This is a genomic window from Streptomyces sp. NPDC015125 (genome assembly GCF_043080045.1).
In the GTDB taxonomy this organism is placed as follows: domain Bacteria; phylum Actinomycetota; class Actinomycetes; order Streptomycetales; family Streptomycetaceae; genus Streptomyces.
Genome location: NZ_JBIBVF010000017.1, coordinates 84,684 through 110,360 on the forward strand (window position 1 = coordinate 84,684; position 25,677 = coordinate 110,360).

A 25,677-nucleotide genomic window follows, 5' to 3' on the forward strand; every position below is an offset into this window, starting at 1 on the left:
GGTCGACCCACCCAGCGCCGCCACAGCCAATTGAGCACGTCGCCCCCAACCTCAGCCCTGAACGCTGCTCAGGCTAGCGGCCGCTACTGACACGCTTCCTGTAGCGCCTGCTCATACGTACGGGCCGCCGCAAAGATCTCGTCGACGGCATAGCGCAGATCGACAGACCGTCCGTCGGTAAAAGCAAGCGGGACATCGCACTGGGCCGTGATGCGATGGGCGAGGAAGTCGAGCGGCTCGTACTCAAGGGACTGACGGTGCGGGTCCCGGACTGCGACCCTGCCGGTCACGGACCGGATCACTCCGGACTCGTCCACCCATTCGTCCAGATCCGGCATGAACTGGAGTACGTCAGTACGCAGTTCGGTCGCGGCCCGATTCCTGCGCATCACGGAGAGCCTGCTGCCACGCTGGGGAACCTTCAGCGAGAGCGTGACGGAGGTGTCGGGATGCCGTTGCCCGAAACTCCGGAGTGAATCAGCAAGGCCGCCGTGGGCGCTCAAGGCACTGACAGTATCCGCCGGAGCCCCCTCCAATTGCACGGTGAACTCGGTGACCGCCTCGATGCGGTTGAGCTTCTCTCGAGCCCGCGCGTGGATGACCGGCTTGAGCACCACCTCCCCCCAGGGCAGGCCAACGCCGTTCAGCCACTTGGTGATGGCACTCACCCGCGGCGCCGAGAAGCCGCCGGGCAGAACCCCAATGATGTTGGCGTACGGAAGGAAACAGATCGTCGTCACATGGACGACATCCTTGCCTGCCGCGACCTGAAGTGCCTCGATCGTTCCGTTGCTCCGGTCAAGCTGATGCGGCACCTCACCAGTGATCTTGGCGAGTTGCAAATGATCAACATGGACAGCTGAGTCGATCACCCCGACCAGCTGATCGTCCGCGCTGCGAACCACGCGCTCGTACGACTCTGAAGCCGCGACCCGGTCGAGGAAGCTCCGCCAGTCCTGGTGATCCATGCGCGACTGACCGCGCTTGGCCTCAACGACCTCGAAGAAGAGGACCGTTCGCTTGCGTACTGTCCGGGCCACGCCCGCCTCCCCCGCCCTCAGCTCCCGCGTTCCTACATGATCGTAAGTGGATTCGCCATGGCATGCGGTACAGCATTCACGGAATGGCTTGATAGCGACAGCCGCAATGCCAACTCCCCACACCCGTCGCCGGATTCTCCCAGCCTCCTGCAACACCACCTCCCACCTGGCAAGATGATCAGATCAGCGGTCTGACGATTTCAACATGCCGCGATTCGCCCCATACCGTTGCCGCCGACCACGCCGGCAACCAGGCGAGTCCGGTAGCGGAAAGGTGTGGTGAACGGCGGTGGCGGCAGCAGGAGGTCAGGCGCCCCCCAAGCCCGGCCAGCACCAGCCGAAGCGCTGGTACCAGACCCGGCCATCCCCCTTTCCCTGGGAGCAGACGGCCCTCGACTACATCAAGCAGCGGATGCCGGTGACGGCTCCGCACTATGCCTGGGCAACGTTCTCCTTCACCGCCATGAGCGGCCGCATCAACGAGTGCGACCTGTTCATCGCCACACCCCGTGGCCTCTATCTGGTCGAGTTGAAGGGGCATCCCGGCCGCGTCGTCAACAGCGGGGACACCTGGAGCTTCCACGCCCCCGACCGCCGGGTCCGTACGATCCGCAACCCCCTGCACCTCACCGATCTCAAGTCCAAAGAGCTGAAAGCCCGCCTCCAGGAGGCGGCCCGCGAGCTCTACCCGAGCGTGCGCGTTCCCCGGATCGACCCGCTCGTGTTCCTGTCCGACCCGCTGCTCCAGAGCGAGTTGGACACGGTGCAGCGCACTCATTTGTACGGGCGTGACGGCGCCCAGAGCGGCCTCCCGGGCATCTGGGACGACTTTCTCAACCTGCCGCCCGAGCGAGAGAGCTGGCGGATCAAGGAAGACGCCTTCGCACGGCACCTGCCCGAGCTGATGAAGAAGATCGGGGTACGGGCATCGACCGCCCACCTCGACTTCGGTGACGGCTGGCGGCTCTCCTCCCGCCCGTTGGACGCGGGACCCACCTGGGAGGACCGGCTCGCCAAGCGCAAGGAGGTGATCCACGAGGAGGGCCGGGTCCGGGTCTATCTCGTGGAGCAGCAGGCGAGCGAAGAGAGGCGTCGCTCCGCCACCCGCGCCGCCGAGCGCGAGTACCAGGTGCTCCAGGGCATCGCCCACCGCGGCATCTCCCAGGCCGTCGCCTTCCGCCAGCACCAGGGCGGCCCCGCGATCCTCTTCCGCCACCGGGAGAGCGACCTGCGGCTGGACAACTACCTTGCTGTACACGGCCGGAAACTGTCCGAAGCCGTACGCCGCGACATGGTGCGCCAGCTCGCCGAGGCCGTCCGCTACGCCCACCGCCGCTCGCTCTACCACCGCGCACTCGCGGCCCGTTCGGTGTATGTCAGCGCCCGCGAGAACGGCAACGACCCCGTCCTGCGGATCATCGACTGGCAGGCATCGGCCCGCGATTTCGACACCACCTCACTGCGCTCGCTCGGCGAGAGCTCCTTCACCGGAGAGCACATCGAGGACGCCGCACAGTGCTACCTCGCTCCCGAGACCGACGCCGACTATCCGGACCCCGTGGATCTCGATGTCTTCGGTCTGGGAGCCGTGGCGCACCACATCCTGACCGGGATGCCGCCTGCCGAGACCCGTACCGCCCTCAAGGCGCGACTCGCAGCCGACGGCGGACTGCACCTGTACGCGGTCAGCGACGCCATGGATGCCGGTCTCGACGAGCTGGTGTACGCCGCGACCCGCGCGTCCGTCGACGATCGCCTCGACTCTGCCGACGCCTTTCTCAGGCAGCTCGACGATGCCGAGCAGGCCAGCGCCGCACAGGCGGTCGCGGTGGAGGCCGACCCGCTCACCGCCACCCCCGGCCAGGCTGTCGACGGGGACTGGACCGTCGAGCGAGTGCTCGGCTCAGGTGCGACAGCGCGGGCTCTGTACGTGACGCGCGTCACCGAGGACGAGCGCGGTCGCCGCGTGGAGGAGGAGCGGGTCCTCAAAGTCGCGCTGGACGCGGAGAAGAACGAGCGCCTGGCCTCGGAGGCGGCGGCCCTCCAGCAGATCAGCAGCGGCCGCATCGTCAAGCTGCACGAAGGCCCACGCACGATCGGTGGCCGGACCGTCCTCGCCTTGGAGTACGCCGGTCCTGAAACCCTCGGCCAACGGCTGGCCGGCTACGGGCAGCTGGGCTACGAGGAATTGGCATCCTTCGGCGAGGACCTGCTCACCGCCCTCGACGACCTTGCGGCCAAGGGCCTGCGTCACCGCGACCTCAAGCCCGACAACCTCGGCATCAAGGTCCGGGACGACGGTGAGCAGCAGTTGATGCTCTTCGACTTCTCCCTGGCCAATGTCTCCGACCGTGACATCAAGGCCGGCACGCGCGGCTATCTCGATCCTTTCCTCGGAGATGCCCGGCGCCCCATCTACGACGACTACGCAGAGCGGTATGCCGCCGCGGTCGTTCTGCATGAGATGGCCGCCGCCGAGCGCCCCATGTGGGGCAACGGTACGGACGACCCCCAGACGGCCCTCAAGGACGACCTCCCCGTCCTCGCCACGGACGCCTTCGTGGCCATCCTGGGGCCAGGACTCGACAAGTTCTTCGAGCGGGCGCTGCACCGTGAAGCGAGCCGCCGGTTCGAGTCACTGCGGCAGATGCGGGACGCTTGGCGATCCATCTTCGTGGAGGCCGACCGCACCCAGCCGCCGCCCGCATCGGACCCGGTCTCGCTGCTGAGCGGCACGGGCCGGCAGGAGGGCCTCTCCGACGACGATATCCGGGACCTGTACGCGGAGAAGGCGAAGCTCGGCACGACGCTGCGGGACGCAGGGCTGACTGAGCGGGCGGCCGCGGTTGCCGAGGAACTCGGCGCGGTGACGGTTGGCGAGCTGCTGGACGTCCCATCGCATCGCTTCCGCGGGAAGCGCGGTATCGGCGCGGTGGTCAAGAAGGAGCTCAACCGGCGACACCGTCAGTGGACAGCCGCACTGCGGCCCAAGAAGCCCAAGGCCGCCGCTGTTCCAGTCCGGCCCGTGGTGCCTGTGGCGGCGGACGACAAGCTCGGTGCCGAGCACGAGGCCAGGCAGGACGTGGAGCGCTTGGCCGCGCTCCTCAACCCGGTGCCACCGGGCCGCAAAGACAACACGCGGCCGCACGTCGTCGCGGCCTGGCTTGGGCTCGACAGCAAGGCCGAGTTGGGTTCCTGGCCCACCAACCGCCAGGTCGCGGAAACGGTGAAGGTTTCCGAGTTCACCGTCTCGAAGCACCTCAGCGCGGCGATCACGGAGTGGGCCGATGCGGGTTGGATGAACGTCCTGCGGGGTGAATTAGTAGACGCCGTCCGGGACGCGGGCCGCGTGATGACCGCCAGGGAACTGTCCCGGGTGCTGGCCGCGAGCCACGGTTCCGAGAGCGAGTCCACGGAGGGCAAGGAGGCCGCCGCGCTCGCGGTCGTACGAGCCGCTGTTGCCGCCGAGACACTCCTCACCGGACGCGACGAGGACCATGAACCGCGGCTCGCGCAGATGCGGCGGCGGGGCCGGGTGATCGTGGCCCTGGAGTCGCTGGACGGCTCCGATGACCCGACGTCCGATGAACTCGCTGCCTACGCGATAGAGCTGGGCGAAGCGGCGGAGAAGATCGCCACCGCTGATCCCCTGCCGGACCGGTCCGGTGCACTCCGCGACCTACGGGCGGTGCGCACACCTGACGGCATGGACCCGCTACCGGACGCCCGGCTGGTCACGCTGGCTGCGGCAACTTCGTTGGGTGCCGCAGCCTCCCCTCGGCTTGAGCTGTACCCACGCACACTGGAGCTGTGGCGTGCCCTGCAGATCTCTCAAGCCGCGGCTGGTGTGCGGCGCGAGGTGGGCATCAGCCTGGAGGGGCTGCTCTCTCGTTTGCGCTCACGTTTCCCCGAGATGGCGATGGGCAGGCCCACGTACGTCGAGGTCGAGGACGCGCTGAAGAAGGCTGGGTTCCCGCTGACATACGAGACGGCGGAGGCGCGCTTCAAGCCCCCGGTGCCGGTGTCAGCGGTGGGCGGCAGCAGCTGGCCCACCTCGACGGGCACGGTGACCAGGGCCTCTCGCGCCCTGGTGGCGGGAGCCGCTGGGGGGCGCGAGCCGTCGGCGCTGCTCGCCGCGAAGTTCAACTCCGCGATACGGGAGGGCGGTTTCCTTGCACTGAACGTGCACGTCAAGCGGTTGCGGGGCGAGGCCGGCTCGGTTGCGGAAGCGCTTGCGGAGGCGTTCCCGGTGATTCCGGTGAACTTGGCGAGGGTCTTCCTGGAGGAGTTCCGCGCGCTGGCGGCCGAACACGGCACGGACTGGTCGAAGGTGCTGGGTGCGGACACCCGGTACACAAGGAGCAGTGAACTTCCGGGTGGGCTGCGGTCGTTCGTGGTCCGGGTGTGGCCGAGGGTCGCGGCGCGGCTGGAGGGAGCAGCCTCTCGGGAGCCCGGGGCGGTGTTGTTCGTTCACACCGCGGGCCTGCTCTCCCACTACTACGAGGCAGGCGGGCACGACCTGCTGGTGGAGCTGCAACGCGAGGCCCGCAAGCCTGGTGGGCGACCGCACGGGCTGTGGCTGCTCACGCCGTCGCACAACCCGCAGGGGGGACCGCAGTTGGACGGGCGCACGGTGGAGGTAACCGGTGGCGACGCGGAACGCGTGGTACTGACCGAGGACTTCCTCAAGAACTTGGCTGCACATCGAGAGGGTTTGGCACTGTGAGCGCGCGCAATGGTGGGCAGGACAGCTTACTGAAGGACCTCCGCAAGCAGGTCACGCTCCTGGAGGACGACCTGCGGGCGCGGAGCGAGTCGGTGGAGGAGTACCGGGGCCGGCTCACGGACGAGTACACGCGGGCGTATGCGGCGGAACGTACGGCGGCGACGTACGAGTCGTGGCGCGATGAGCGGGTCACGCAGGTCGCGGCGGCGTGGGTGCTCGGTTGCGTCTTCGTACGGTTCTGCGAGGACAACGGGCTGATCGAGCGTGCGTGGTTAGCGGGTGTTGGTGAGCGTCTGAAGGACGCGGAGGACCACGATGCGGCGTTCTTCGCGGCGAACCCGGAGAAGAACGACCGCGACTGGATCGTTGCGGCGTTCAACCACTTAGCGGGGACCAACCCGACGGTGGCGGGGCTTTTCGACCGCGCGCACAACCCCTTGTGGGAGATAGCTCCTTCGTATGAGGCGGCGACGGCGCTTCTGAAGTTCTGGCGGCGGGTTGATTCCGACGGCGAGCTCATCCACTCGTTCGTGGACGGCAACTTGGACACGCGCTTCCTAGGCGACCTGTACCAGGACCTGAGCGAGCACGCCCGGAAGACGTATGCACTGCTCCAGACCCCGAAGTTCGTGGAGGAGTTCATCCTTGACCTGACGCTGGAGCCGGCGGTTGAGGAGTTTGGGCTGGAGCCGGTCGCCAAGATCCGCGATGGGCACAATGTCGTACGGGAACTCCGGCCGGGCTTGCGGGCAATCGATCCGGCGTGCGGGTCGGGTCACTTCCTGCTAGGGATGTTCGAACGGCTATTGACGAAGTGGCGCGCGGTGGACAAGAGCGCGGACGACTGGATGCTGATCCGGCGGGCGCTGGATGCGGTGCATGGCTGCGACAAGAATCCGTTCGCGGTGGCAATCGCTCGGTTCCGGCTATTGGTGGCCGTACTGAAGGCGACAGAGCAGCGACGCCTGGCCACGCTAGGGGCCTTCCCAATTAATATCGCGGTGGGTGACTCGCTGCTGCACGGACGAGGGGCGCCGAGGCGGGAGAGCGAGGACTTGTTCTCCTCGCAGGAGATCTTCCATTACCGAACCGAGGACATCGAAGACTACGCGGAGCGGTGCGACCTGCTGACTCGAGACTCTTACCACGTGGTGGTGGGAAACCCCCCATACATCACGGTTAAGGACAACCAAGAAAAGCTAAACTACCGAGTTTACGATTCCTGCTCGCATCAATACGCACTTTCGATTCCTTTCGCAGAGCGGCTCTTCCAACTGGCAGTACGGACAGCGGGATCCGAGCGGGACGCCGGTTATGTCGGACAGATTACGGCGAACTCTTTCATGAAGCGAGAGTTCGGTGCGAAATTGATCGAAGGATTCTTTAACTCGAAAATCCACCTCACGCATGTAATCGATACATCAGGCGCACACATTCCTGGCCACGGCACACCTACGGTGATTCTGGTCGGGCGAAACCACTTCCCACGCCAGGCGGAAACGGTGCGGGCTGTGCTAGGAATTCGCGGTGAACCATCTCAACCACTCATCGCAGAGAATGGCTTAGTATGGGGCGCGATCACCGACCAAGTCAACAAACCTGGTAGCGAATCCGAATGGGTCTCTGTCACCGACGCCCAACGCAGACAGTTTGCAAAGCATCCGTGGTCCCTTAGCGGCGGTGGCGCATCCGACCTCACGACTCAAATCAGCTCTTCTGCTCGTAGCAAGCTAATGACAGAGACGGCGAACATTGGGTTCTGCGCCGTAACCCGCGAAGATGACGCCTACATGATCGGGCTTCCTGTAGCCACTCGAAAGGGAATCCCCGACACCGACATTCGCCCTATGGTCGGCGGTAGTTCAGTTCGCGACTGGTCGTTTGATACAGAAACTTACGCCGTCTTCCCGTATACAGGCGACGGTCAGACCGCCGCCATCAGTGCGAGTACAGAACGATTCCTCTGGCCGAATCGCCTCCTCCTCAAGCTGCGCCGCGCCCTGTCAGGTACACAGGAAGAGCAGGGTCTCACGTGGTTTGAGTACTCCAGCTTTTCTCCGACTCGCTATTCGGCAACGCACCTACTGTCCTTCGCCTTCGTGTCGACACACACACATTTCACACTACGTCGGGGCAATGAGGCGTTCATTCGATCCGCGCCAGTGATCAAGCTGCCGGAGGGAGCGAGTGCGGACGAGCACCTGGCGCTGCTGGGGCTGCTCAACTCGTCGACAGCCTGCTTCTGGCTCAAGCAGGTCAGTCAAGGAAAGGGCGGCAGCGGCCTCGGTCGTGGGCACCAGGACGAGGAGTGGGAAGAGCGTTACGAGTTCACTGGCACCAAGCTTCAGGAATTCCCTCTCCCCGCCCAACTTCCTCTCCCTCTCAGCCGATCCCTCGACAACCTCGCCCACGAGCTCGCCACCCACGAGCCGTACGCCATCTGCGACGCAGACGAAGCGCCCACCCGCACCCGCCTCGACGCCGCCCACGAAGACTGGGCGCGTACCCGCCAGCGCATGATCGCGCTTCAAGAGGAACTGGACTGGGAGGTCTACCACTCCTACGGGCTGCTCACCGACGCCGAGAAGACCCGCCTCACCACCTCCTCCCCCACACCCGACACCATCCCCCAAGTGAAGCTCGGGGAGCGCGCGTTCGAGATCGTGCTCGCCCGAAAGCGAGCCGCCGGGGAGATCGAGACCGCCTGGTTCGACCGCCACGGCTCCACCCCCATCACGGAGGTCCCCGCCCACTGGCCCGAGTGGTACCGGGACATCGTCCAGGCCCGCATCGACACCATCACCTCCCGCCGCGACATCGCCCTCATCGAGCGTCCCGAGTGCAAGCGGCGCTGGGCCACCGACCCTTGGGAGAAGCGGGAGAAGACCGCACTTCGTACCTGGTTGCTCGACAAGTGCGAGGACAAGTCGCTCTGGTTCCACGTGCTCAACGACTTCGAGCAGCCCCGCGCCCTCACCGTCGGCCAGCTCGCCGACGAGCTCGAGAATCGACCAGACGCCGAGGCGATCCTCAACACCGCGTCCCTCTACGCCGCCCACCTCGGCAAGCCGAACCTCTCCCTCGCCCAGGTCTTTCAGGACGTGGTCGACGCCGAGCACGTCCCCTACCTCGCCGCGTACCGCTACAAGGACACCGGCCTGCGCAAGCGTGCGCAGTGGGAGAGCGTCTGGGAGCAGCAGCGCGAGGAGGACCGGACCGGCGAGCGCCTCGACATCCCCGTACCGCCGAAGTACACCTCCGCGGACTTCCTGAAGCAGTCCTACTGGTCTAACCGCGGGAAGCTGGACGTGCCCAAGGAGCGGTTCGTCTCCTACCCGGACGCGAGTCCCGGCTCCGATCCGACCCTGCTCCTCGGCTGGGCCGGCTGGGACCAGCGTGATCAGGCCACCGCTCTGCTGAACATCGTCACCGAACGCCGCAAACAGCAGGACTGGTCCGGCGAACGGCTCGTACCGCTGCTCGCCGGGATCCACGAACTGATGCCGTGGCTGCGGCAGTGGTTCGGCGAGGTGGACGACGAGTGGGGCGAGGAGTCCGCCGCCGAGGAGTTCCAAAGCTTCCTGGACGGCGAGTTGGCGCGCGAGCAGCTCACCCCGGCGGCACACGCCGAATGGCGTCCGGCGAAGAGGACCCGGGCACGCAAGGCAACAGCAACGACAAAGACAGCCAAGAAGAAGGCGGCGGAAGACGATGAGTAGCGGCAACGGCGACCTCTACCTCCGGGACGTCCTCGACCTGCCCGAGTCCGTACTCGCCGGGTCGTTCAAGGTCGAGCTGTCCGGCGGGTTCGACGCGACCGCCGATCGCGTACGTGAGTACGTGGTCACCCCGCAGCTGGAGCAGTCCCTTCGCAGGGCGCTCAAGATCGTTGAGGCGTCCGTACGGGCGGGGTCGTCCGACGCCGCTTATCTGCACGGATCGTTCGGCTCCGGTAAGAGCCACTTCATGACCGTGCTGCACGCGATCCTGTCCAACGACCCAGCCGCTCGCACCAAGCCGACGCTCCAGCCGATCATCGCGGACCATGACGCGTGGCTGCGGGACCGGAAGTTCCTGATGGTCCCGTTCCACCTGGTCGGTGCGACCGACCTCGATTCGGCGATCCTCGGTGGGTACGTCCGCACGGTGCAACGCTTGCACCCGGACGCACCCGTCCCGCCGGTCTACCGAGCGGACGCGATGTTTGAAGACGCCCGCCGCCAGCGGGAGTTCTTCTCCGATGACAGGGAATTCGTCCGCTGGCTCGGCAACCCCTCGCTGCCGAAGGAGACGAGCACCGCCCCGCAGGCGGCCGCCGATGACGAGGACGATCTGGTGAACCTCGACGTCAAGGAGGCTCCTGAGGTCTGGACGCCGGAGCTCCTCGACGCGGCATTCGCCGCCGCCCCCGGCGAGAAGGTCCGCAACTCGCTGGCGTCCGCGCTGATTTCCGGCCCGTACTCCTCGTACTCGCTGAGTGCGATCGGCGCGAAGAACGCCTTCCTGCCGCTCGAGAACGGTCTCGACATCATCAGCCAGCATGCCAAGTCCCTTGGCTACAACGGACTGATCCTTTTCCTCGACGAGCTGATCCTCTGGCTCCAGGCGCACCTGCGTGAGCGGACCTTCGTCAATGACGAGGTGAACAAGCTCGTCAAGCTGATCGAGTCAGGTACGGGTGGCCGCGCCCTGCCGGTCATCTCGTTCATCTCCCGTCAGCGCGATCTCTCCGAGCTGATCGGCTCGGACGCGGTCGGCGCTGACGCCAAGAACCTGGAACAGCAGGTCAAGTACCTGGCGGGCCGCATCGACCCGATCAGCCTGGAGGACCGCAACCTCCCGGAGATCATCAAAGAGCGGGTCCTCAAGCCGAAGGACGACGCCGCCAAGGCCGCGCTCGAAGCCGCCTTCGCCCGGGTCGAGACGTCCAACCAGTCGGTGCGGGACGTGCTGCTCGACGCCAACGGCGCCACCCACGCGGACTGGGCCGACTTCAAGGCGCTGTACCCGGTTTCCCCTGTCCTCCTCAACGTCCTGGTCGCGCTCTCCGGTGCGCTCCAGCGCGAGCGCACCGGTCTCAAGCTGCTCCAGCAGATGCTCTACAAGCGGCGCGAGGACATGAAGGTCGGTGAGCTGATACCGCTGGGTGACCTGTGGGACGTGCTGGCCGAGGGAATGGGCGAGGCGTTCACCGACCGGCTGCGCAGCGAGGCCGATGCGGCAACTCGTTTCCACGGCAAGGTCAAGGACCACCTCCTCCAGAAGTACGGTTCGGCGGACGACGCCAAGTACAAGGCCGACGACCGTTTCATCAAGACGATGCTGCTCGCCTACCTCGCGCCCGAGGTGCCTGCTCTCACTCGCCTCACCGGGCCACGCCTCGCCGCTCTGAACCACGGATCGATCCGCTCCCGCACCGGACAGGAGGACCGGATCGTGGTCAAGCGGATGCAGGAGCTCCAGGCGGAGTTCCCCGGCGAGCTGCGCAGTGACGGCAACGACGCGGACCCGGTCTTCACGCTGCATCTGTCCGATCTGGACGTGGAGCCGATACTGGACAGTGTCGGCGAGAAGGACACGCACGGTGCCCGCAAGCGGTGGGTGCAGGAATGGCTGTGGCTAGAGCTGGGCGTCGTCGACACCGGTGGATTCGTCGCCGATCGCGAGATCGTCTGGCACGGCACACGGCGCATGGCCGAGTTCGTCTTCGAGAACGTGAGCGATCCCCAAATCCTGCCCGACGCGCAGTTCGAGCCGTCCTCGCCGGACCGGATCCGGTTCATCATCGACTACCCCTTCGACGAAAACGAAGACGGCCAGCCCAGTGCCGACGAGAACCGGGTCTTCCGTCTTCAGCGGGAGAAGCCCGATGCGGCGACCATCGTCTGGCTGCCGTCCTTCCTCTCCGCCCAGCGAGGTACCCAGCTCGGCCGGCTCCTGAAGATCAACTACCTGCTCGGCAGGGACCGGTTGAAGGACTTCGCGACCCACCTGTCATCCGACGACCAGGTCAGGGTCAGGCATCAGTTGGAGGCGCAGCACGAGACGCTCGTCTCGCAGCTGGGCCAGGTGCTGCACCAAGCATATGGAATCGCCAAGGCCAACGAGACCGACCTCGGCGCCCAGGTGACCGAGGGCAAGCATGTTCACTCGTTGTACGCCGGGCACACTCCACAGCTCCAGGGCGGCGGCCTCTTCGAGTACAACCTGTTGAAGCTCTCCGACGGCTTGCTGGACACGCTGTATCCCAAGCACCCGAACTTCGATCGTCAGGAGAGCCGCAAGCCGGTCACTGCCGCGAAGTTCAAGAAGGCATACGGCTGGATCGCCAAGGCCATGGATGACGGCTCACGCCGGGCCGTGGTCGACAGCGGTGACATCACGGACGTGGCGCGGATCGTGCATGCGTTGGAGTTGGGTGAGGTGCATGACGGACCGCTGAACGTCTCCACGGACTGGCGCCGCCACATCGACCAGCAGGCGGGCAAGCGCGGGGCCAAGGGCGACTTCTCGGTCGAGGACATCCGCGTCTGGATCGCCGAGCTCGGCTGGACGGGCCTCGACAAGCTGGTCTCCAACCTGGTGATCGCCACGTATGCATTGCTGTCGGACCGCTCCTGGATCTACAACGGGCAGGCGGAAGAGGCCCCCGCGCTGGACCAGATCGGCCCCGGCTGGGCGCTGCGGGCCCAGGAGCGACCCACCGAGGACGAGTTCACAGCGGCACACACCCGGGCCGCGGCACTGTTCGGCACGAGTGTCCCGCAGATGCTGTTCGCCCGGAACATCAACGCACTTGCCACGGATGTGCACGCGAAAGCGGCGGAGCGAGAGGCCGCTGTCAGCGGGGTGCGGCGGGCACTGACCCAGTTCAGAACCGCACTCGGTATCAGTGGCAAGGCCCTCAGCGCACGCGAACAGTCGGTGCGCGACGCGGCCGACCTGCTGGCTCGGATCAAGCAGACCCCGCAGCCGACCCCGCTGACCCGTGACCTTGCCGCGGCAACGTATGCGAGCACTGATGTCGTGCTGGCCAAGACCATGTCCTCGGCGCAGCGCGTGCTGGATGCTCTGGAGAGCACCGACTGGGACCTCATCGAGAGTCTTCGGCAGTACACCGAGCGCGGAGATGATCTCGCTGACCGGTCCAGGCTGTTGCTCGACGAAATCGCGAAGACAGCGGCAGCCGACGAGTTCGAAACCGAGCTCGCCCCGGTGCTGCGCAGTGCGCGCAGTCAGGCCGTGTCGGTGATCAACGAGGCGGCACGCCGCAGCGTCGTGGCGCCCGTCGCGCCCACGCCACCCCCGCCCGTGGAGCCGGTGGTCTTTCCCTCTGACGAGACGGACGACGAGGGCGACGAGCTGGTCGAGCAACCGGAGCCGGTGCCCCTTACCCCGGTCGCTCCGGTTGCCCCTCGCTGTACACGTCGGGTCTCGGCGGGGTCCACGAGTGCGCTGGAGACCGCGCTCAGTCAGGCCCTCAACGCGATACAGCACGAGATCCGCGACTACGCGGCCGCACACCCCGGCGCCGAGATCGAAATCCAGTGGCGGGTACCCCACGCCGGCCAGGGCGATGACGTGCCGGCGCACGGCGGCGAGGACTGATGGGAGCCACGGTGCCCGAACTCGACCAGAGGGTCATCACCGGACTTCTGACCACACGACTGGCCCATACCAAGGGTCGACGGCTGGTGCTGGTCCACGGTAGGTACATGGTGGGCGGGCCGCAGGAGTTCACCGTGCCGGTCGGCGAAGGTGAACGCCGCAAGGTCCGGGTGGCGCATACCACTTCGGTGCTTGGCATCACCGACGCCTGGCAGGCTCATCTGAGTACCGAGGCTTCGGACCTGCTGGTGGTCACCACCGATGTGTCCGGTGATCGGATCAGTCTCGACCTGGTGGGCGAAATGGTGCGCTCGCAGATCATCGCCGTCGACGAGGCAGACATCGTCAAGCAGCTCTTCGGCGCCGCTGACCTCGACCCTCGCATGCGGCGTGACCCATGGCTCTGGCTGCCAGGTGCGCTGATCACCGCCGAACCGGACGACGGCTGGCCCCAGCGTGGGGCCGTGCTCACCCTGGACGCAGCGATGCGTGCCCTCGTCGGAGTGCGGCTCGGGCTCGAGGGCGTCTTCGAGGGCGAGGCGTCGGTGGATGTCGATGCGCTGCTGGCTTGGTCGCGCACACCCGGCGGGCCACAGCGTTTCGCGGCGTTGCCGGAAGCCGAACAGCAGGGCATCGCCGAGTGGCTGGAGCAGAACGCGGGCGAGGCTGCCCCCGTGCTGCTGCGACTTGCGCTCAGCGGCCGCGGCCCCGAGGCCACTGCGCTCGGTGTGCTGGCCTCCGTCATGAACGGAGACGCCGCGTCGGCCGATGCGGCCGTTGCTTTGGGCTCCGTCTTCGGCATGGGTTCACGCCCGTCCGAACTGCGCGCCTACGCAAGGGCAGTGGAGGGCACACTCACCCGATGGATCGGTGAGGCGACGGGGCGGGGGGCCCAGAGCGAGGAGGCACGGCAGCGGGTTCTCGACGTACTGCGCCAGGCCGATCAGCTGGCCGCAGGGGCCCATCTCTCTGGCGCGCTCGCCGACAATCCTTTTCTCCCCTCAGGGTTCCAGGCGCGGCTGCGGCGGCTGGCCGAGGCTCTGGCCGGAGAGCCCCAAGCAGCGCAGACGGCCTGGGAACACGTACAAGAGCATCACCTTGCCGCTGTTCTCTATGCGCGGCGGATCGAGCTGGCGCGTATGGCCGTACGGCTGAAGCACTGGCTGGACGCGCCGGAGCCGGTGGTGTCCTCGGTCGACCAGGCTGTGCACGCGCATGTCGCCGACTGGGGGTGGGTGGACCGAGCACTGGCACAGCTGTGGGTGGGAGACGCCGACGCCGAGCCCGTTCTGGTTCATGCGTACCGCACCGTGCACGATGCGGCGCGGCGGCGACGGGCAACGCTCGACGAAGCCTTCGCGGCCGAGCTCGGGCCGTGGGCACAGCATGCCAGTACGACGCAGTCTGGTGGGACGCTGCTCATCGAAGACGTGCTGGAGAAGATCGCCGTGAAGCTGGCGACGAAGCGACCGCCGCTGCTCCTCGTACTGGACGGGATGAGCAGCGCGGTCGCGACGCAGCTCGGCGAAGAGTTGACCGGTGCGGGCCGGTGGAGCGAACTGTCCGGCGACGGGCGGCGGGCGGCTGCGGTCGCCATGATCCCGTCGGTGACTCTCGTCAGCCGGGCCGCCTTGCTCTGCGGACGCCCGGTATCGGGCGGGCAGGGTGTGGAGGAGGAGGGATTCGTCGATTTCTGGAAACAGCACCGGCGTGCGGCTGCTCTCTTCCACGAGAGCGAGATCGCCGGCCCTGCGGGACAGTTGCTCGACCAGCGGCTGGTCGAGGCCATCGCATCGGATGCCGTGGTCGGTGTCGTGCTGAACACCATCGACGACAGCCTCGACCACGGACAGCAGGACTCGCTGGCCGACTGGTCGGTGAGCCGAGTGAAGTACCTCACCGAATTGCTCAACTCCGCTCGGGGCCAAGGGCGTCCAGTGGTATTGGTATCCGGTCACGGACACGTACTGGATCGAACGAGGTCCGACGCAGGACCAGTGACCGCTGAGGGGGTGGAGGCGGCCCGCTGGCGTACGGGAACGGCTGCCGGTGAGGGAGAGATCGCGCTGGCAGGCCCCCGCGTGCTGGAAGACAGCGGTGGGGTCATAGCCCCCTGGTCGGAGGAGATCCGCTACACCCCGCGTAAGGCCGGCTACCACGGCGGCGCCGCACTCGCCGAGATGACGGTACCGGTACTGGTCCTGACTCCGTCGATCGACCTCGCGCCCGATGGATGGGCCGAGCTACCGCGAGAGTCAGTCCAGCCGCCATGGTGGGAAGCGCAAGTCTCCCTTGCACCGCTGAAGCCCCAAAGCACCACGAAGCCCGCGCGGAAGGCAGCACCCGCAAAGCCGAAGGCACGGCCCCAGGAGGGCGAGCTCTTCGCCGACGACGCAGTCGAAGCGCCTCCGACCAGGCCCGCACCCATCGAGCCGCCGACCCCGGTCACCCTCGGCCGGCAGGTCGTGGACACCAAGCTGTACGAGCATCAGGGGAAGTTCGTGCGCAGGGTCCCGGACCGCAAGGTGGTGGCCGCTGTCATCGACGCACTCGACGCATCGGGCGGCACACTCTCACTCGCAGCAGTCGCTGGTGCCGCCGTCGCTTCGGGGGGCCGCACCAACACCCGCCCGGAAGGTTTCGTCACCGTGCTGACCCGGCTTCTGAACATCGAAGGCTACGAAGTCATCAGCCTGATCGACTCCCGGACCCGGGTCCGGCTCAACCGCGACACACTGCGCGAGCAGTTCGAACTGCCCAGGGAGAACGCATGAGCGGCGCATCCGTCAGCGCGGCCCGCCGCCGCGAGGTCATCGACGCGCTGCGGCGCGGGACCGTGCCACAGTCAGGTCTCGATCTCTTCGCTGTCGGGCTGGACCGTTTCACGCCCGCGCTGGACGAGCGGATCGCCACGATCGCGACGGGCAGTGCGGCCTTCCATGCCATTCGCGGCGAGTACGGGTCCGGCAAGACCTTCTTTGCCCGCTGGCTCGCCGAACGGGCGAAACGGGCGGGGCTCGCCACCGCCGAGATTCAGATCTCGGAGACAGAGACACCACTGCACAAGCTGGAAACCGTCTACCGACGGCTCACCGAGCGGCTGACCACAGCGACCGAGCCTGCCAGCGCCCTGCGCTCGGTGATCGATGGTTGGTTCTACACCCTCGAAGAGGAGGTGACCGAGGCGCAACCCGAACTCGCTGAAGACAGTGAGGTGTTGGAGTCTGCGGTCGAAGCGCTGCTGGAGGAGCGGCTCCGTGGCGTCGCCCAGACTACTCCCGCCTTCTCCGCCGCCCTGCGCGGCTATCGCAAAGCCACGCTGGACGGGGACGCGGCCACCGCCGAAGCCGTCATCGCCTGGCTAGGCGGCCAGAAGTCGGTCGCCGCCTCCGCGCGCCGTACTGCAGGGGTGCGCGGAGATCTCGACCACTTCGCGGCACTGGGCTTCCTTCAGGGGTTGCTCACCGTCCTGAAGGACTGCGGGCATCCCGGACTCCTGCTGGTCCTCGATGAGATCGAGACCTTGCAACGGGTGCGGGGAGACGTGCGCGAGAAGGGGCTCAACGCCCTACGACAGCTCCTTGATGAAATCGACGCGGGCCGCTTTCCCGGGCTCTTCCTGGTCATCACCGGCACACCTGCCTTCTACGACGGACAGCAGGGGGTTCAACGCCTGCCTCCGCTGGCCCAGCGGCTGGCAACCGACTTCTCCACCGATCCGCGCTTCGACTCACCGCGGGCGGTCCAGCTGCGACTTACCGGTTTCGATCTCCAGCGGTTGGGCGAACTGGGCCGTGCCGTACGCGACTTGTATGCGGGATCGGCCCGGAATCCTGAGCGTATTGCTGCCCTTGTCGACGATACGTACGTGGCGGAGTTAGCCACTGCCATGACGGGAAGGCTCGGCGGGCGGGCCGGCATCGCACCGAGGCTCTTCCTGCGCAAACTCGTAGCAGACGTATTGGACCGGGTGGACGAGTTTGACGACTTCGACCCGCGTAAGCACTACGCGCTGACCGTCAGCAGCGACGAGCTGAGCGAAGTCGAGCGCAACGCCGCGGCTCACAGCGCCGACGAGATCGAGCTGGAGCTGCCGTGACAGGCGCACCCGAACCGCTGGACCGGCTGCACCCCGGGGTCGTACACCACGTCGTCAACACCCTGGGGTGGCCTGGCCTTCGCCCGCTCCAAGAAGAGGCAATCGAACCGCTGCTGGACGGTGCCGATGCAGTACTGCTCGCACCGACGGCGGGCGGCAAAACCGAAGCGGCGTCCTTCCCTCTGCTGTCCAGGATGGCAGCGGAGAACTGGACAGGGACCTCAGTCCTCTACGTATGCCCGCTCAAGGCACTGCTCAACAACCTCCTGCCCCGTCTGGAGACCTACACCTCATGGCTGGGCCGGACCGCGGCGCTGTGGCACGGGGACGTCTCGCAGCCGCGACGCAAACGGATCCTGCGGGATCGGCCGGACATCCTGCTGACTACGCCAGAATCGCTGGAGGCGATGCTGGTCAGCGCCAATGTCGACCATCGGGCCTTCTTCTCCGGGCTGCGGACCATCGTCGTCGATGAAGTGCATGCCTTCGCCGGTGACGACCGGGGCTGGCACCTGCTGGCCGTGCTCGAGCGGCTCGAGCGAGTCGTCGGTCGGTCAGTACAGCGGGTCGGGCTCTCCGCGACGGTGGGCAATCCTGAACAGCTGCTCACCTGGTTGCAGGGCTCGGGGCGCGACAAACGCGCGGCTCACGTTGTTGCTCCACATCTGCACGACGAGAATCCAGCCCTGCCGCCCCCCGGCGATATTCAGCTCGACTATGTGGGGTCCCTGGAGAATGCAGCGACGGTGATCACCTCCCTGCATCGCGGGGAGAAGCGGCTGGTGTTCTGTGAATCGCGTCGGCAGGTCGAGATGCTCGGCGAGAGCCTGCGGGCCAAGGGTGTGATTACATTCCTCTCGCATGCGTCTCTCTCAATGGCTGAGCGGAGGCGGGCGGAAGAGGCATTCGCCGATGCGCGAGACTGTGTGATCGTCTCCACCAGCACGCTGGAACTCGGCATCGATGTGGGCGACTTGGATCGCGTCATCCAGATTGACGCACCCCGCACCGTGGCCTCCTTGCTCCAGCGGCTGGGTCGTACCGGCCGGCGCTCGGGTTCCACTCGCAATTGCCTGTTCCTTGCCACCGACGAGAACGGTCTGCTCGGCGCAGCAGCCCTGCTCCTTCTGTGGTCCCGTGGCTGGGTCGAGCCGGTAGTGGCCCCACCAGAACCCCGGCACATCGTCGCCCAGCAGGTGCTGGCTCTCTGCCTGCAAGAACACCGGGTCGGAGACCGGCTCTGGCAGGAGTGGTGGGGCGGGCTCGGCCCCTTCGGTCCCTCCGCCGAACCCATCGTGCGCCATCTGATCGACGAGGGGTTCCTGGAGCGGGACGGCGGAATGCTGTTCATCGGCCCTGAGGCCGAACGTCGCTTCGGCTACCGGCACTTCATGGATCTCACAGCGGTCTTCACTGCCGCACCGGAGTTCACTGTGCTGGCGGGCCGCAACGAGATCGGCACCACCAACCCGGCGCTGCTGACGGAGGAAGTTGCCGGACCTAGGCGGCTGCTCCTCGCCGGACGGAGCTGGCAGGTGACGTACATCGACTGGTCCCGGCGGCGGTGCTTCGTCGAGCCGGTCGAGGGCGGCGGAAAGGCGCGGTGGGGCGGGGTCGGTTCCGGCCGTTCCGCCTCGTACGAGCTGACCCGCTCCGCCCGGGAGGTCCTGCTCGGCACCGATCCGCCAGTCGCTTTGACCCGTCGGGCTGAAACCGCCCTCGCTCAGGCTCGCGACAGCGGTGCGGAGTCGGTGCACCCTGCCGGAACAGTTGTTATCCGCGGTGGTCGGGACACGAACGTGCGCTGGTGGACCTGGGCCGGCTATCGGGCCAACGTCACCCTGGCTGCCACGCTCTCGGGCATTGCCGACCCTCTCCAGCGCCCTACAGACACATACATCCGGCTCCGCGAAGACTTGACTCTGGACGAGTGGAATCGGGCCAAGGCCTCGGCAATCGGTCAGCTCTGCCTCCCCGCCGTGGACACTCGCGCTATCCATGGGCTCAAGTTCAGCGCCGCGCTCCCTCAGCGGCTTGCAGAGGCCACACTCGCCGCGCGTCTCGCGGATCTCGATGGCGCATCGGCTGCACTCAAGGAAACCTCAAGGTTCGTGGCTGCGGGCGATTGAGCGACCCCGAAGGGCAGCACCGGTGAGTGGAACATCCTTCAAGTCGCGGGGCGGCGTGGGACGTGGCTTCTCCCCCTGGCTCAACCGGCCGCACTACACCCTGCGCGAGATCGGGGCGCGGATCGCGCCCCTGAACGCGTATCTGGACCTTCACGACGGTCCCCGCCTGCACGAGTACAACGCCGGAAGGCGGCTGACCTCGAACGTCGTGCTCGAATACGGCAGCGAAGCCAGCGCCTTCGGTGCGCTCAACTACCGGCTTGAGGCGGTCGACGGCCGGTCGCCGCGAATACCGCGAGCGTCAGGAGGAAGTCAGGCCCATCGTCCAGCGCCGGCTCCGCGAGGGTCTTCACGACCTCCCGCGACCGGTCCTGGGCACACCGCTTGACGGACACCCCGCGCTTCACCCTCACTCCGGTGGCCCTCGAAGCCACCACACCCGAGACCTACCTGGCGGTGGACGCCGACGGTCTGTTCCCACGTTGACCAACGCCGAGAACCACGCAGTACTGAGGAAGGGCGCACGTGAGCGCACACCATGCAGGCTCACGCTGCATGGGCCGCCACCGCTGGGAACGCCCTGGGACTTCTCTGGGACTTCCAGCTGCATCAACAGGCACGTGCGTGAAACAGCCGAAAGGCCGTTCATGCTGGTCAGCGCCCCACGACTGCCCATCGCCGCAGGTCACGGGCCTCTTCGGTCTCTTCCGGGACATCTGACGAGCCTGCACGAGAACGCCGCCGCACCCGGTACGACCTGCACGAATGCGGGTCTGGAAGGGGGGTGCGGCGGCATCTCCGGGAAGCGCAGCACAGCTTCGTCCGCAGCATCTTGACCTGGGGCCGGACGTGCACGACCTCCTCGTCGAAGTCGCTGTCCTCCATGACAGGCCAAGCGCCTCCCCCTGTCGGAGGCCGAGGCCCGCGCCGATCTCGACGAGGACGCGAGAGCGCTCCGAGAGAGCTGCTCGTACGGCCGCGGCACGTGTTCCGGCGGCCTTGCCTCGCCCCGGCCCGGTGCGGCTGCCGACGGGCGGACCGTAAGCGTTCCGGCGACGCGGCGTGGGGCGCCTCCCGGAGTGAGCCGGGGGGAGTGCCGTAGCGGTCGTCGTACGCCCGCCAGGGATTACGGGACAGCCCTTAGCGGAATTCGTCCGCATGCTCTTCCGCCCATGAGCGGAAGGTGCGCGCCGGGATTCCGGTGATCTCTTCCACCGTGGAGGTGATCAGGTTCGACTCGGGCCGCGTTTCAGCGCCGGCCAGCAGCGCCTCAACGAGAGCAGGCGGCCTGCCGTCGGCGAGCATCTGCCGGCGTGCGGCTTGTAGGGGGACCCTTTCGAAGGTCACCAGGCGGCCGATCGCTTCCCCGATCGTCTGTACCTGCTCGGCTCTGCTCAGTACCTGCGGACCGGTCAGGACGTGCTTCGCGCCCACATGCCCGTCCTCGGTCAGCACATGTACCGCCACAGCCGCGATATCGCGCTCATGGATCACCGCTGTAGCGGCGATGTCGGGGCCTCGAACGGCGCGCGTGGTGCGGATCTGCTGGGCCCACCCGCGCCCGTTGGAGGCGATCGTGTTCGACCGCAGGATGGTCCACTCCAGGCCGGATTCTTCGATCAGGCGCTCCATATCGGCGTGGAGCTGGGTGATCGGATCGGTCTGCCGTACGGCGTTCTCGTTCACACCTGACGAGGAGAGGTAGACGATGCGGCGGGTATGTCGTGCGATCGCCTCCAGCACGGCGGGCGCGCCCTTGGTCGTAAGGAATGGCCAGATCAGGAACACTGTGCCGGTCCCCGTCAGTGCCCCCTCCAGCGTGTCCGGCTCGGACAGGTCCCCGCCTGCGACCTTGACTCCATCCGGTAGCCCGGCTGTTGCGGGCTCACGCGCCAATGCACGCACAGCGGTGCCCGTGGCCAGGAGCTGAACCACAACTTGTCGGCCGACATTGCCGGTCGCGCCCGTTACCAGAATCTCACTCATGATCACGTCAGCCTCGGCCGTGCTCGGAGTATTCCGCCTGCCGGCCCCGGTGCACCGAGGCCGAGGCCGCCCGCACATCCGGCGCATGCCTGGGAAAGAGACCATCCCGTGGGCTGCCCACGACCCACCTGGCCGGCACCAGCAGCGTGATCAGAGGACGGCGCAGGCGTCGCCGATCGCCGTATCCAACATCGTCAAGCCGAGCGAGAGCTCGTCTTCGGTGGCGGTCAGCGGCGGCGCGATCCGGAAGACTCCGCCCATGCCGGGGAGCTGGACGATGTTCATGTGCAGGCCGAGTTCCAAGCAGCGCCGGGTGACGCGCGCGCCCAGTTCGTCCGAGGTCTGCTTCGTCTCGCGGTCGACGACGAGTTCGAGCCCGGCCAGCAGGCCCCGGCCGCGGATGTCGGCGACGACTTCGTGGCGCCTGGCGATGTCCGCCAGGCCGTGGCGGAGGAACGCGCCGAGCGAGTGCGCGCGCTCGTCGAGTTTGCCGTCGATCAGCACGTCGAGGACGGTGTTGCCGACCGCTGCCACCAGCGGGTCGGCGACATGTGTGGTGAAGAACAGGAACCCGCGCTCGTGCGCCTCCTGCTCGATCTCGGCGCTGGTCACCACGGCCGCGAGGGGCAGTCCGGCACCGAGCGTCTTGGACAGGGTGAGGATGTCGGGGACAACCCCGTCGCGTTCGAACGCGTACCAGGTCCCGGTGCGGCAGAGGCCGGTCTGGGCCTCGTCGAGGATCAACAGCATGCCGCGTTCCCGGCATTTGGCCTGCAGGGCCGCGAAATACCCGGCCGGTGGCTCGATGATTCCGCCCGAGCTGAGGATCGGTTCGACGAGGCACGCGGCCAGGCTGCCGGTCGACTGGGCGTCGATCAGGTCGAAGGCGAAGTCCAGCTGGCGTTGCCAGTCCAGCGAGCCATCGGCGGTGGTGAAGTCGGGCCGGTACGCGTTCGGCACCGGGATGGCGAAGTTGCCGGGCGCGCCCGGGCCGTAGCCCTTGCGCCCCGCGCTGTAGGTGGCGGACGCGGCGGCCTGCGTCATGCCGTGCCAGGACCGTGCGAACGAGACGATCTCGTGCCTGCCGGTGACGAGCTTGGCCATCCGGATTGCGGCTTCGTTCGACTCGGCGCCGGTCGTCAGCAGCAGCGCCTTCTCCAGCGGCGCGGGCAGTGTGTCGGCCAGCCGGCGGGCGAGGTCGACCACCGGGCGGCTGAGCATGCCGCTGTAGAGGTGGTCGAGGGTCGCGACCTGCCGCTGGACGGTCGCGACGATCTCCGGGTGCGAGTGGCCGAGGATCGCGCTCATCTGCCCGGAGGTGAAGTCGAGGATCTTCCGGCCGTCCGCGGTGTACAGGAAACTCCCGGCCGCGTGGTCGATGATCTCGCGGGTGAACTCGCCGCCGTAGCGTACGAGATGCCTCTCGGCATCGGCCCAGAAGGTTGCGGTGGACGGCGGGGTGGTGGTCGAAGCAGCCATGCCTCCGACGGTAGGTCGCCCCCGAGTGACACGTCCATCTCACCATTCCGGCTGTCCTGTTCGGCAAATCCGCACAACAATGAGGGCGTGATGAACCCCTGGAGGCTGCGGCTGCTGAGCCAGCTGGACACGCTGGGCACCGTCCGGGCAGTGGCCCAAGCTGCCAACCTGAGCCCGTCGAGCGTGTCTCAGCAGCTCGCCGTGCTCGAGGCCGAGACGCGCACTCAGCTCCTTGAACGGACGGGACGCCGGGTGCGGCTGACCTCGGCCGGGCTGATCCTCGCGCGGCGGGCGCGGGCGATCCTCGATCACATGGACACTGTCGAGGCGGAGCTGCGCGGGTTCGGCCAGGAACCGGCCGGGCTGGTGCGGCTGGGGGCATTCCAGAGCGCGATCCACACCATGGCCGTGCCGGCGGTGACCCGGCTGGCGCGCGAGCATCCACACCTGGACGTCGAGCTGCTTGAGCTGGAGCCGCACGCGAGCATGCCCGCGCTGCGGGTCGGTGACGCGGACGTCATCATCACCACCACGGACTTCGACGAACTGCCGTTGGGGCCGGACCTCGACCTCGTACCGCTGGCCACGGACTCGATCGTGCTGGTGGTCCCGGCCGAGCATCCCGCGGCCGGGCGCGGCGCCGTGGAGCTCGCGGCCTACGCGGACGAGCCGTGGGCATTCGACATGCCACAGTCGTACATGGCGAATCTCGCGCTACGGCTGTGCCGTCATTCGGGGTTCGAGCCGCGGGTGGTGTGCCGGTTCAGCAACTACATGATGACCCTGCAGCACGTCGAGGCCGGGCTGTCGATCGCGCTGCTGCCCGGCCTGGCGGTCGACCACCGCTATCGCGTCGCCACCCGGGAGCTCGCCGCCCCCGTGACGCGCACGATCACGGCGGCGATCCGCCGCGGCTCACCACCTCGCGCGGCGGTGCGCGTCGTGCTGGACGCGCTGCGGCACAATCCCGGCCTGCCGCTGCTGGGTCGTCGTGAGTGACAGATCGAGTCAGAACACTGATGTTCCCTGGCATGACGATGAGCACGGTGGCGCACCCGTCTCGGAGAGCGGCTCGCCCGCCGCCCGGCTCCCGGTGCCGCGGGCGGGATGGGCACCGGCCGCACGGGCCCGGGTCGTCTCCCAACTCGGCCGACCTGTAAGGCCCTTGTCGGGTCAGCCGCCAAGTATCTCCGTGTTCTGGCAGGCGACCAGGCGCCATTTCCCGTCTTCTTTCGCCATGACGTAGAGCGGAGTGCCCGGGTTCCCGATGGGCTGACCACCGAGCGTCAAGTACTGGGCGTGCACCTTGACGGCAGCCACGTCCGGGCGGATGAACAGCACATCCACCACCTCGTACGTGGCCGTCGATTCCTTCATCGCACCGGGGAGCACCTTGTGCGTGAAATCCGATATCTCATCGCGGCCTGTGAGGCGCTTGCCGTGGCCCGTCGTCCAGATCGCATCGTGCCGGAACAGACCGATGAACTCGCCGGGGAGCTCGTTCTGCTGGGAGTGCTCAAGGGTGGCGATCACCTGCTTGATCGCCTCGCTCTCGGCCTCCTGCACCTGGCCATCGCTCGCAGTCGTCTTCATGCGGATCAGCATGCAACCTCAACTGCACTTGAGATCAAGCACCTCTCTGGTAGTCGATTCCCACGTCGTTACGTCGCAGAGCAAGTCGCTGTCCGTGCTTGAGCTTGGGAGCCACATCACCCGGCACCGGCTCTGTCCGCAAGGAGGAGCAGCACTGCGACGCCGGTTCGGGAGGCTTGGCTCCAGCAAAGGCCCGTCGCACTCCACAGTGCGGCCCCGAGCCGGCAGGCCGGGATACGGGCCGCCTGTGTTTCGCGGTGGGCCAGCGAGCAAAGCGCAGCTGAGGTCGGCGACGGTATGTGCCTGCCCGCGCCCGGCGGGCCTTCTTGCACCACAACGCCGGTGCCGCTCTGCAGACGCCGTAGTACGCCACGCTGGGCCTCGTTGGCCGGTGGAGGGGAGAGCGGATCAGGCGCCCCAGAGCCGGCCGGATCTCGGTGCCTCCCGCTGCCCCAGGATTTTCGTTCGGAGGCAGGGGACTGGCTAGGCTGATCGAGAAGCGCCACGGAAGCTGTGCAGCCGGTAGGAGGTGACAGGTGGGGCCATCCGATCCCCCGGTCATACGTGTGCCGGTCGGGGAGGGCTCCGAGCGTTGGGTCAGTCGGGCGACCTGTCGCCGGGTTCTGTTCGTCGTGCACAACGTCACCTCGGCCGGACGCCTGCTCGACGTAGTACCGCTGTTCCGTGACGACTTCCGGGTCCAGCTACTGGTCACGTCAACAGGGTCATCCGCGTTCCAAGGCGGCATACGTGAGCTGTTCTCCGAGTGGGGTCTGCCCGTCCTGCCCTGGGAACAGGCGTTGGCGACGCCCGTGGACCTGGCTGTTTCTGCGAGCTTCGGCGGTCAACTTCAGCTACTTCATGGGAAGTTGAGCATTCTGTCGCATGGAGTTGGCTATACTAAGAGGCTGTCCGAGCCGGGAGCCGGGAGCCGGGAGCCGGGAGCCGGGAGCCGGGAGCCGGGAGCCGGGAGCCGGGAGCCGGGAGCCGGGAGCCGGGAGCCGGGAGCCGGGAGCC

At 67.2% G+C, this 25,677-nt stretch carries 11 protein-coding genes; 7 read left to right on the forward strand and 4 right to left on the reverse strand.

Annotation, left to right across the window (positions count from 1 at the left end; translation table 11 throughout):
* Window positions 1–83: 83 nt before the first annotated feature.
* Window positions 84–1,040, reverse strand: a complete 957-nt coding sequence (locus tag ACF088_RS28620; protein ID WP_392378739.1) for a hypothetical protein — start codon at window positions 1,038–1,040, stop codon at window positions 84–86.
* A 289-nt stretch (window positions 1,041–1,329) separates the two neighbouring features.
* Here ACF088_RS28620 and pglW point away from each other — a divergent pair, with 289 nt between their 5' ends.
* From pglW to ACF088_RS28650, 6 genes are read left to right on the forward strand one after another with little or no spacing between them, the layout of a single operon-like run.
* The gene (gene pglW / locus ACF088_RS28625; RefSeq protein WP_392378740.1) at window positions 1,330–5,766 is read left to right on the forward strand and encodes a BREX system serine/threonine kinase PglW; all 4,437 of its coding nucleotides are present in this window, start codon (window positions 1,330–1,332) and stop codon (window positions 5,764–5,766) included.
* Window positions 5,763–9,485 carry a BREX-2 system adenine-specific DNA-methyltransferase PglX gene (pglX, locus tag ACF088_RS28630; protein WP_392378741.1) on the forward strand — a complete coding sequence of 1,241 codons (3,723 nt, stop codon included), beginning with the start codon at window positions 5,763–5,765 and terminating at the stop codon, window positions 9,483–9,485. Before pglW ends, pglX begins: the two co-directional genes overlap by 4 nt.
* A complete protein-coding gene (locus tag ACF088_RS28635) occupies window positions 9,478–13,374 on the forward strand; it encodes a PglY protein (protein WP_392378742.1) in 3,897 nt (1,298 codons plus the stop codon). The genes pglX and ACF088_RS28635 overlap by 8 nt, the downstream gene beginning before the upstream one ends.
* Window positions 13,374–16,148, forward strand: a complete 2,775-nt coding sequence (gene pglZ / locus ACF088_RS28640; protein WP_392378743.1) for a BREX-2 system phosphatase PglZ — start codon at window positions 13,374–13,376, stop codon at window positions 16,146–16,148. The genes ACF088_RS28635 and pglZ overlap by 1 nt, the downstream gene beginning before the upstream one ends.
* Window positions 16,145–17,473 carry a BREX system ATP-binding protein BrxD gene (brxD, locus tag ACF088_RS28645; protein ID WP_392378744.1) on the forward strand — a complete coding sequence of 443 codons (1,329 nt, stop codon included), beginning with the start codon at window positions 16,145–16,147 and terminating at the stop codon, window positions 17,471–17,473. Before pglZ ends, brxD begins: the two co-directional genes overlap by 4 nt.
* Entirely contained in the window at window positions 17,470–19,602 is a 2,133-nt protein-coding gene (locus ACF088_RS28650; protein ID WP_392378745.1) for a DEAD/DEAH box helicase, read from the forward strand. The genes brxD and ACF088_RS28650 overlap by 4 nt, the downstream gene beginning before the upstream one ends.
* A gap of 1,140 nt (window positions 19,603–20,742) precedes the next feature.
* Here the strand turns inward: ACF088_RS28650 and ACF088_RS28655 are convergent.
* Both ACF088_RS28655 and ACF088_RS28660 read right to left on the reverse strand, forming a co-directional pair.
* On the reverse strand, window positions 20,743–21,588 hold the full coding sequence (locus tag ACF088_RS28655) for an NAD(P)H-binding protein (RefSeq protein ID WP_392378746.1): 846 nt from the start codon (window positions 21,586–21,588) through the stop codon (window positions 20,743–20,745).
* 150 nt (window positions 21,589–21,738) lie between these two features.
* Entirely contained in the window at window positions 21,739–23,067 is a 1,329-nt protein-coding gene (locus ACF088_RS28660) for an aspartate aminotransferase family protein (protein WP_392378747.1), read from the reverse strand.
* A gap of 87 nt (window positions 23,068–23,154) precedes the next feature.
* On the opposite strand from ACF088_RS28660, the gene ACF088_RS28665 reads away from it, so the two are divergent.
* A complete protein-coding gene (locus ACF088_RS28665; RefSeq protein WP_392378748.1) occupies window positions 23,155–24,066 on the forward strand; it encodes a LysR substrate-binding domain-containing protein in 912 nt (303 codons plus the stop codon).
* A gap of 174 nt (window positions 24,067–24,240) precedes the next feature.
* Here ACF088_RS28665 and ACF088_RS28670 read toward each other — a convergent pair whose 3' ends face one another.
* On the reverse strand, window positions 24,241–24,672 hold the full coding sequence (locus ACF088_RS28670; RefSeq protein WP_392378749.1) for an SgcJ/EcaC family oxidoreductase: 432 nt from the start codon (window positions 24,670–24,672) through the stop codon (window positions 24,241–24,243).
* Window positions 24,673–25,677: the final 1,005 nt, after the last annotated feature.

Coding starts and splice junctions, on each gene's coding strand:
- brxD (WP_392378744.1), top strand. CDS start 16,145: ATGAGCGGCGCATCCGTCAGCGCGGCCCGCCGCCGCGAGGTCATCGAC.
- ACF088_RS28655 (WP_392378746.1), bottom strand. CDS start 21,588: ATGAGTGAGATTCTGGTAACGGGCGCGACCGGCAATGTCGGCCGACAA.
- pglZ (WP_392378743.1), top strand. CDS start 13,374: ATGGGAGCCACGGTGCCCGAACTCGACCAGAGGGTCATCACCGGACTT.
- ACF088_RS28670 (WP_392378749.1), bottom strand. CDS start 24,672: ATGCTGATCCGCATGAAGACGACTGCGAGCGATGGCCAGGTGCAGGAG.
- ACF088_RS28635 (WP_392378742.1), top strand. CDS start 9,478: ATGAGTAGCGGCAACGGCGACCTCTACCTCCGGGACGTCCTCGACCTG.
- ACF088_RS28660 (WP_392378747.1), bottom strand. CDS start 23,067: ATGGCTGCTTCGACCACCACCCCGCCGTCCACCGCAACCTTCTGGGCC.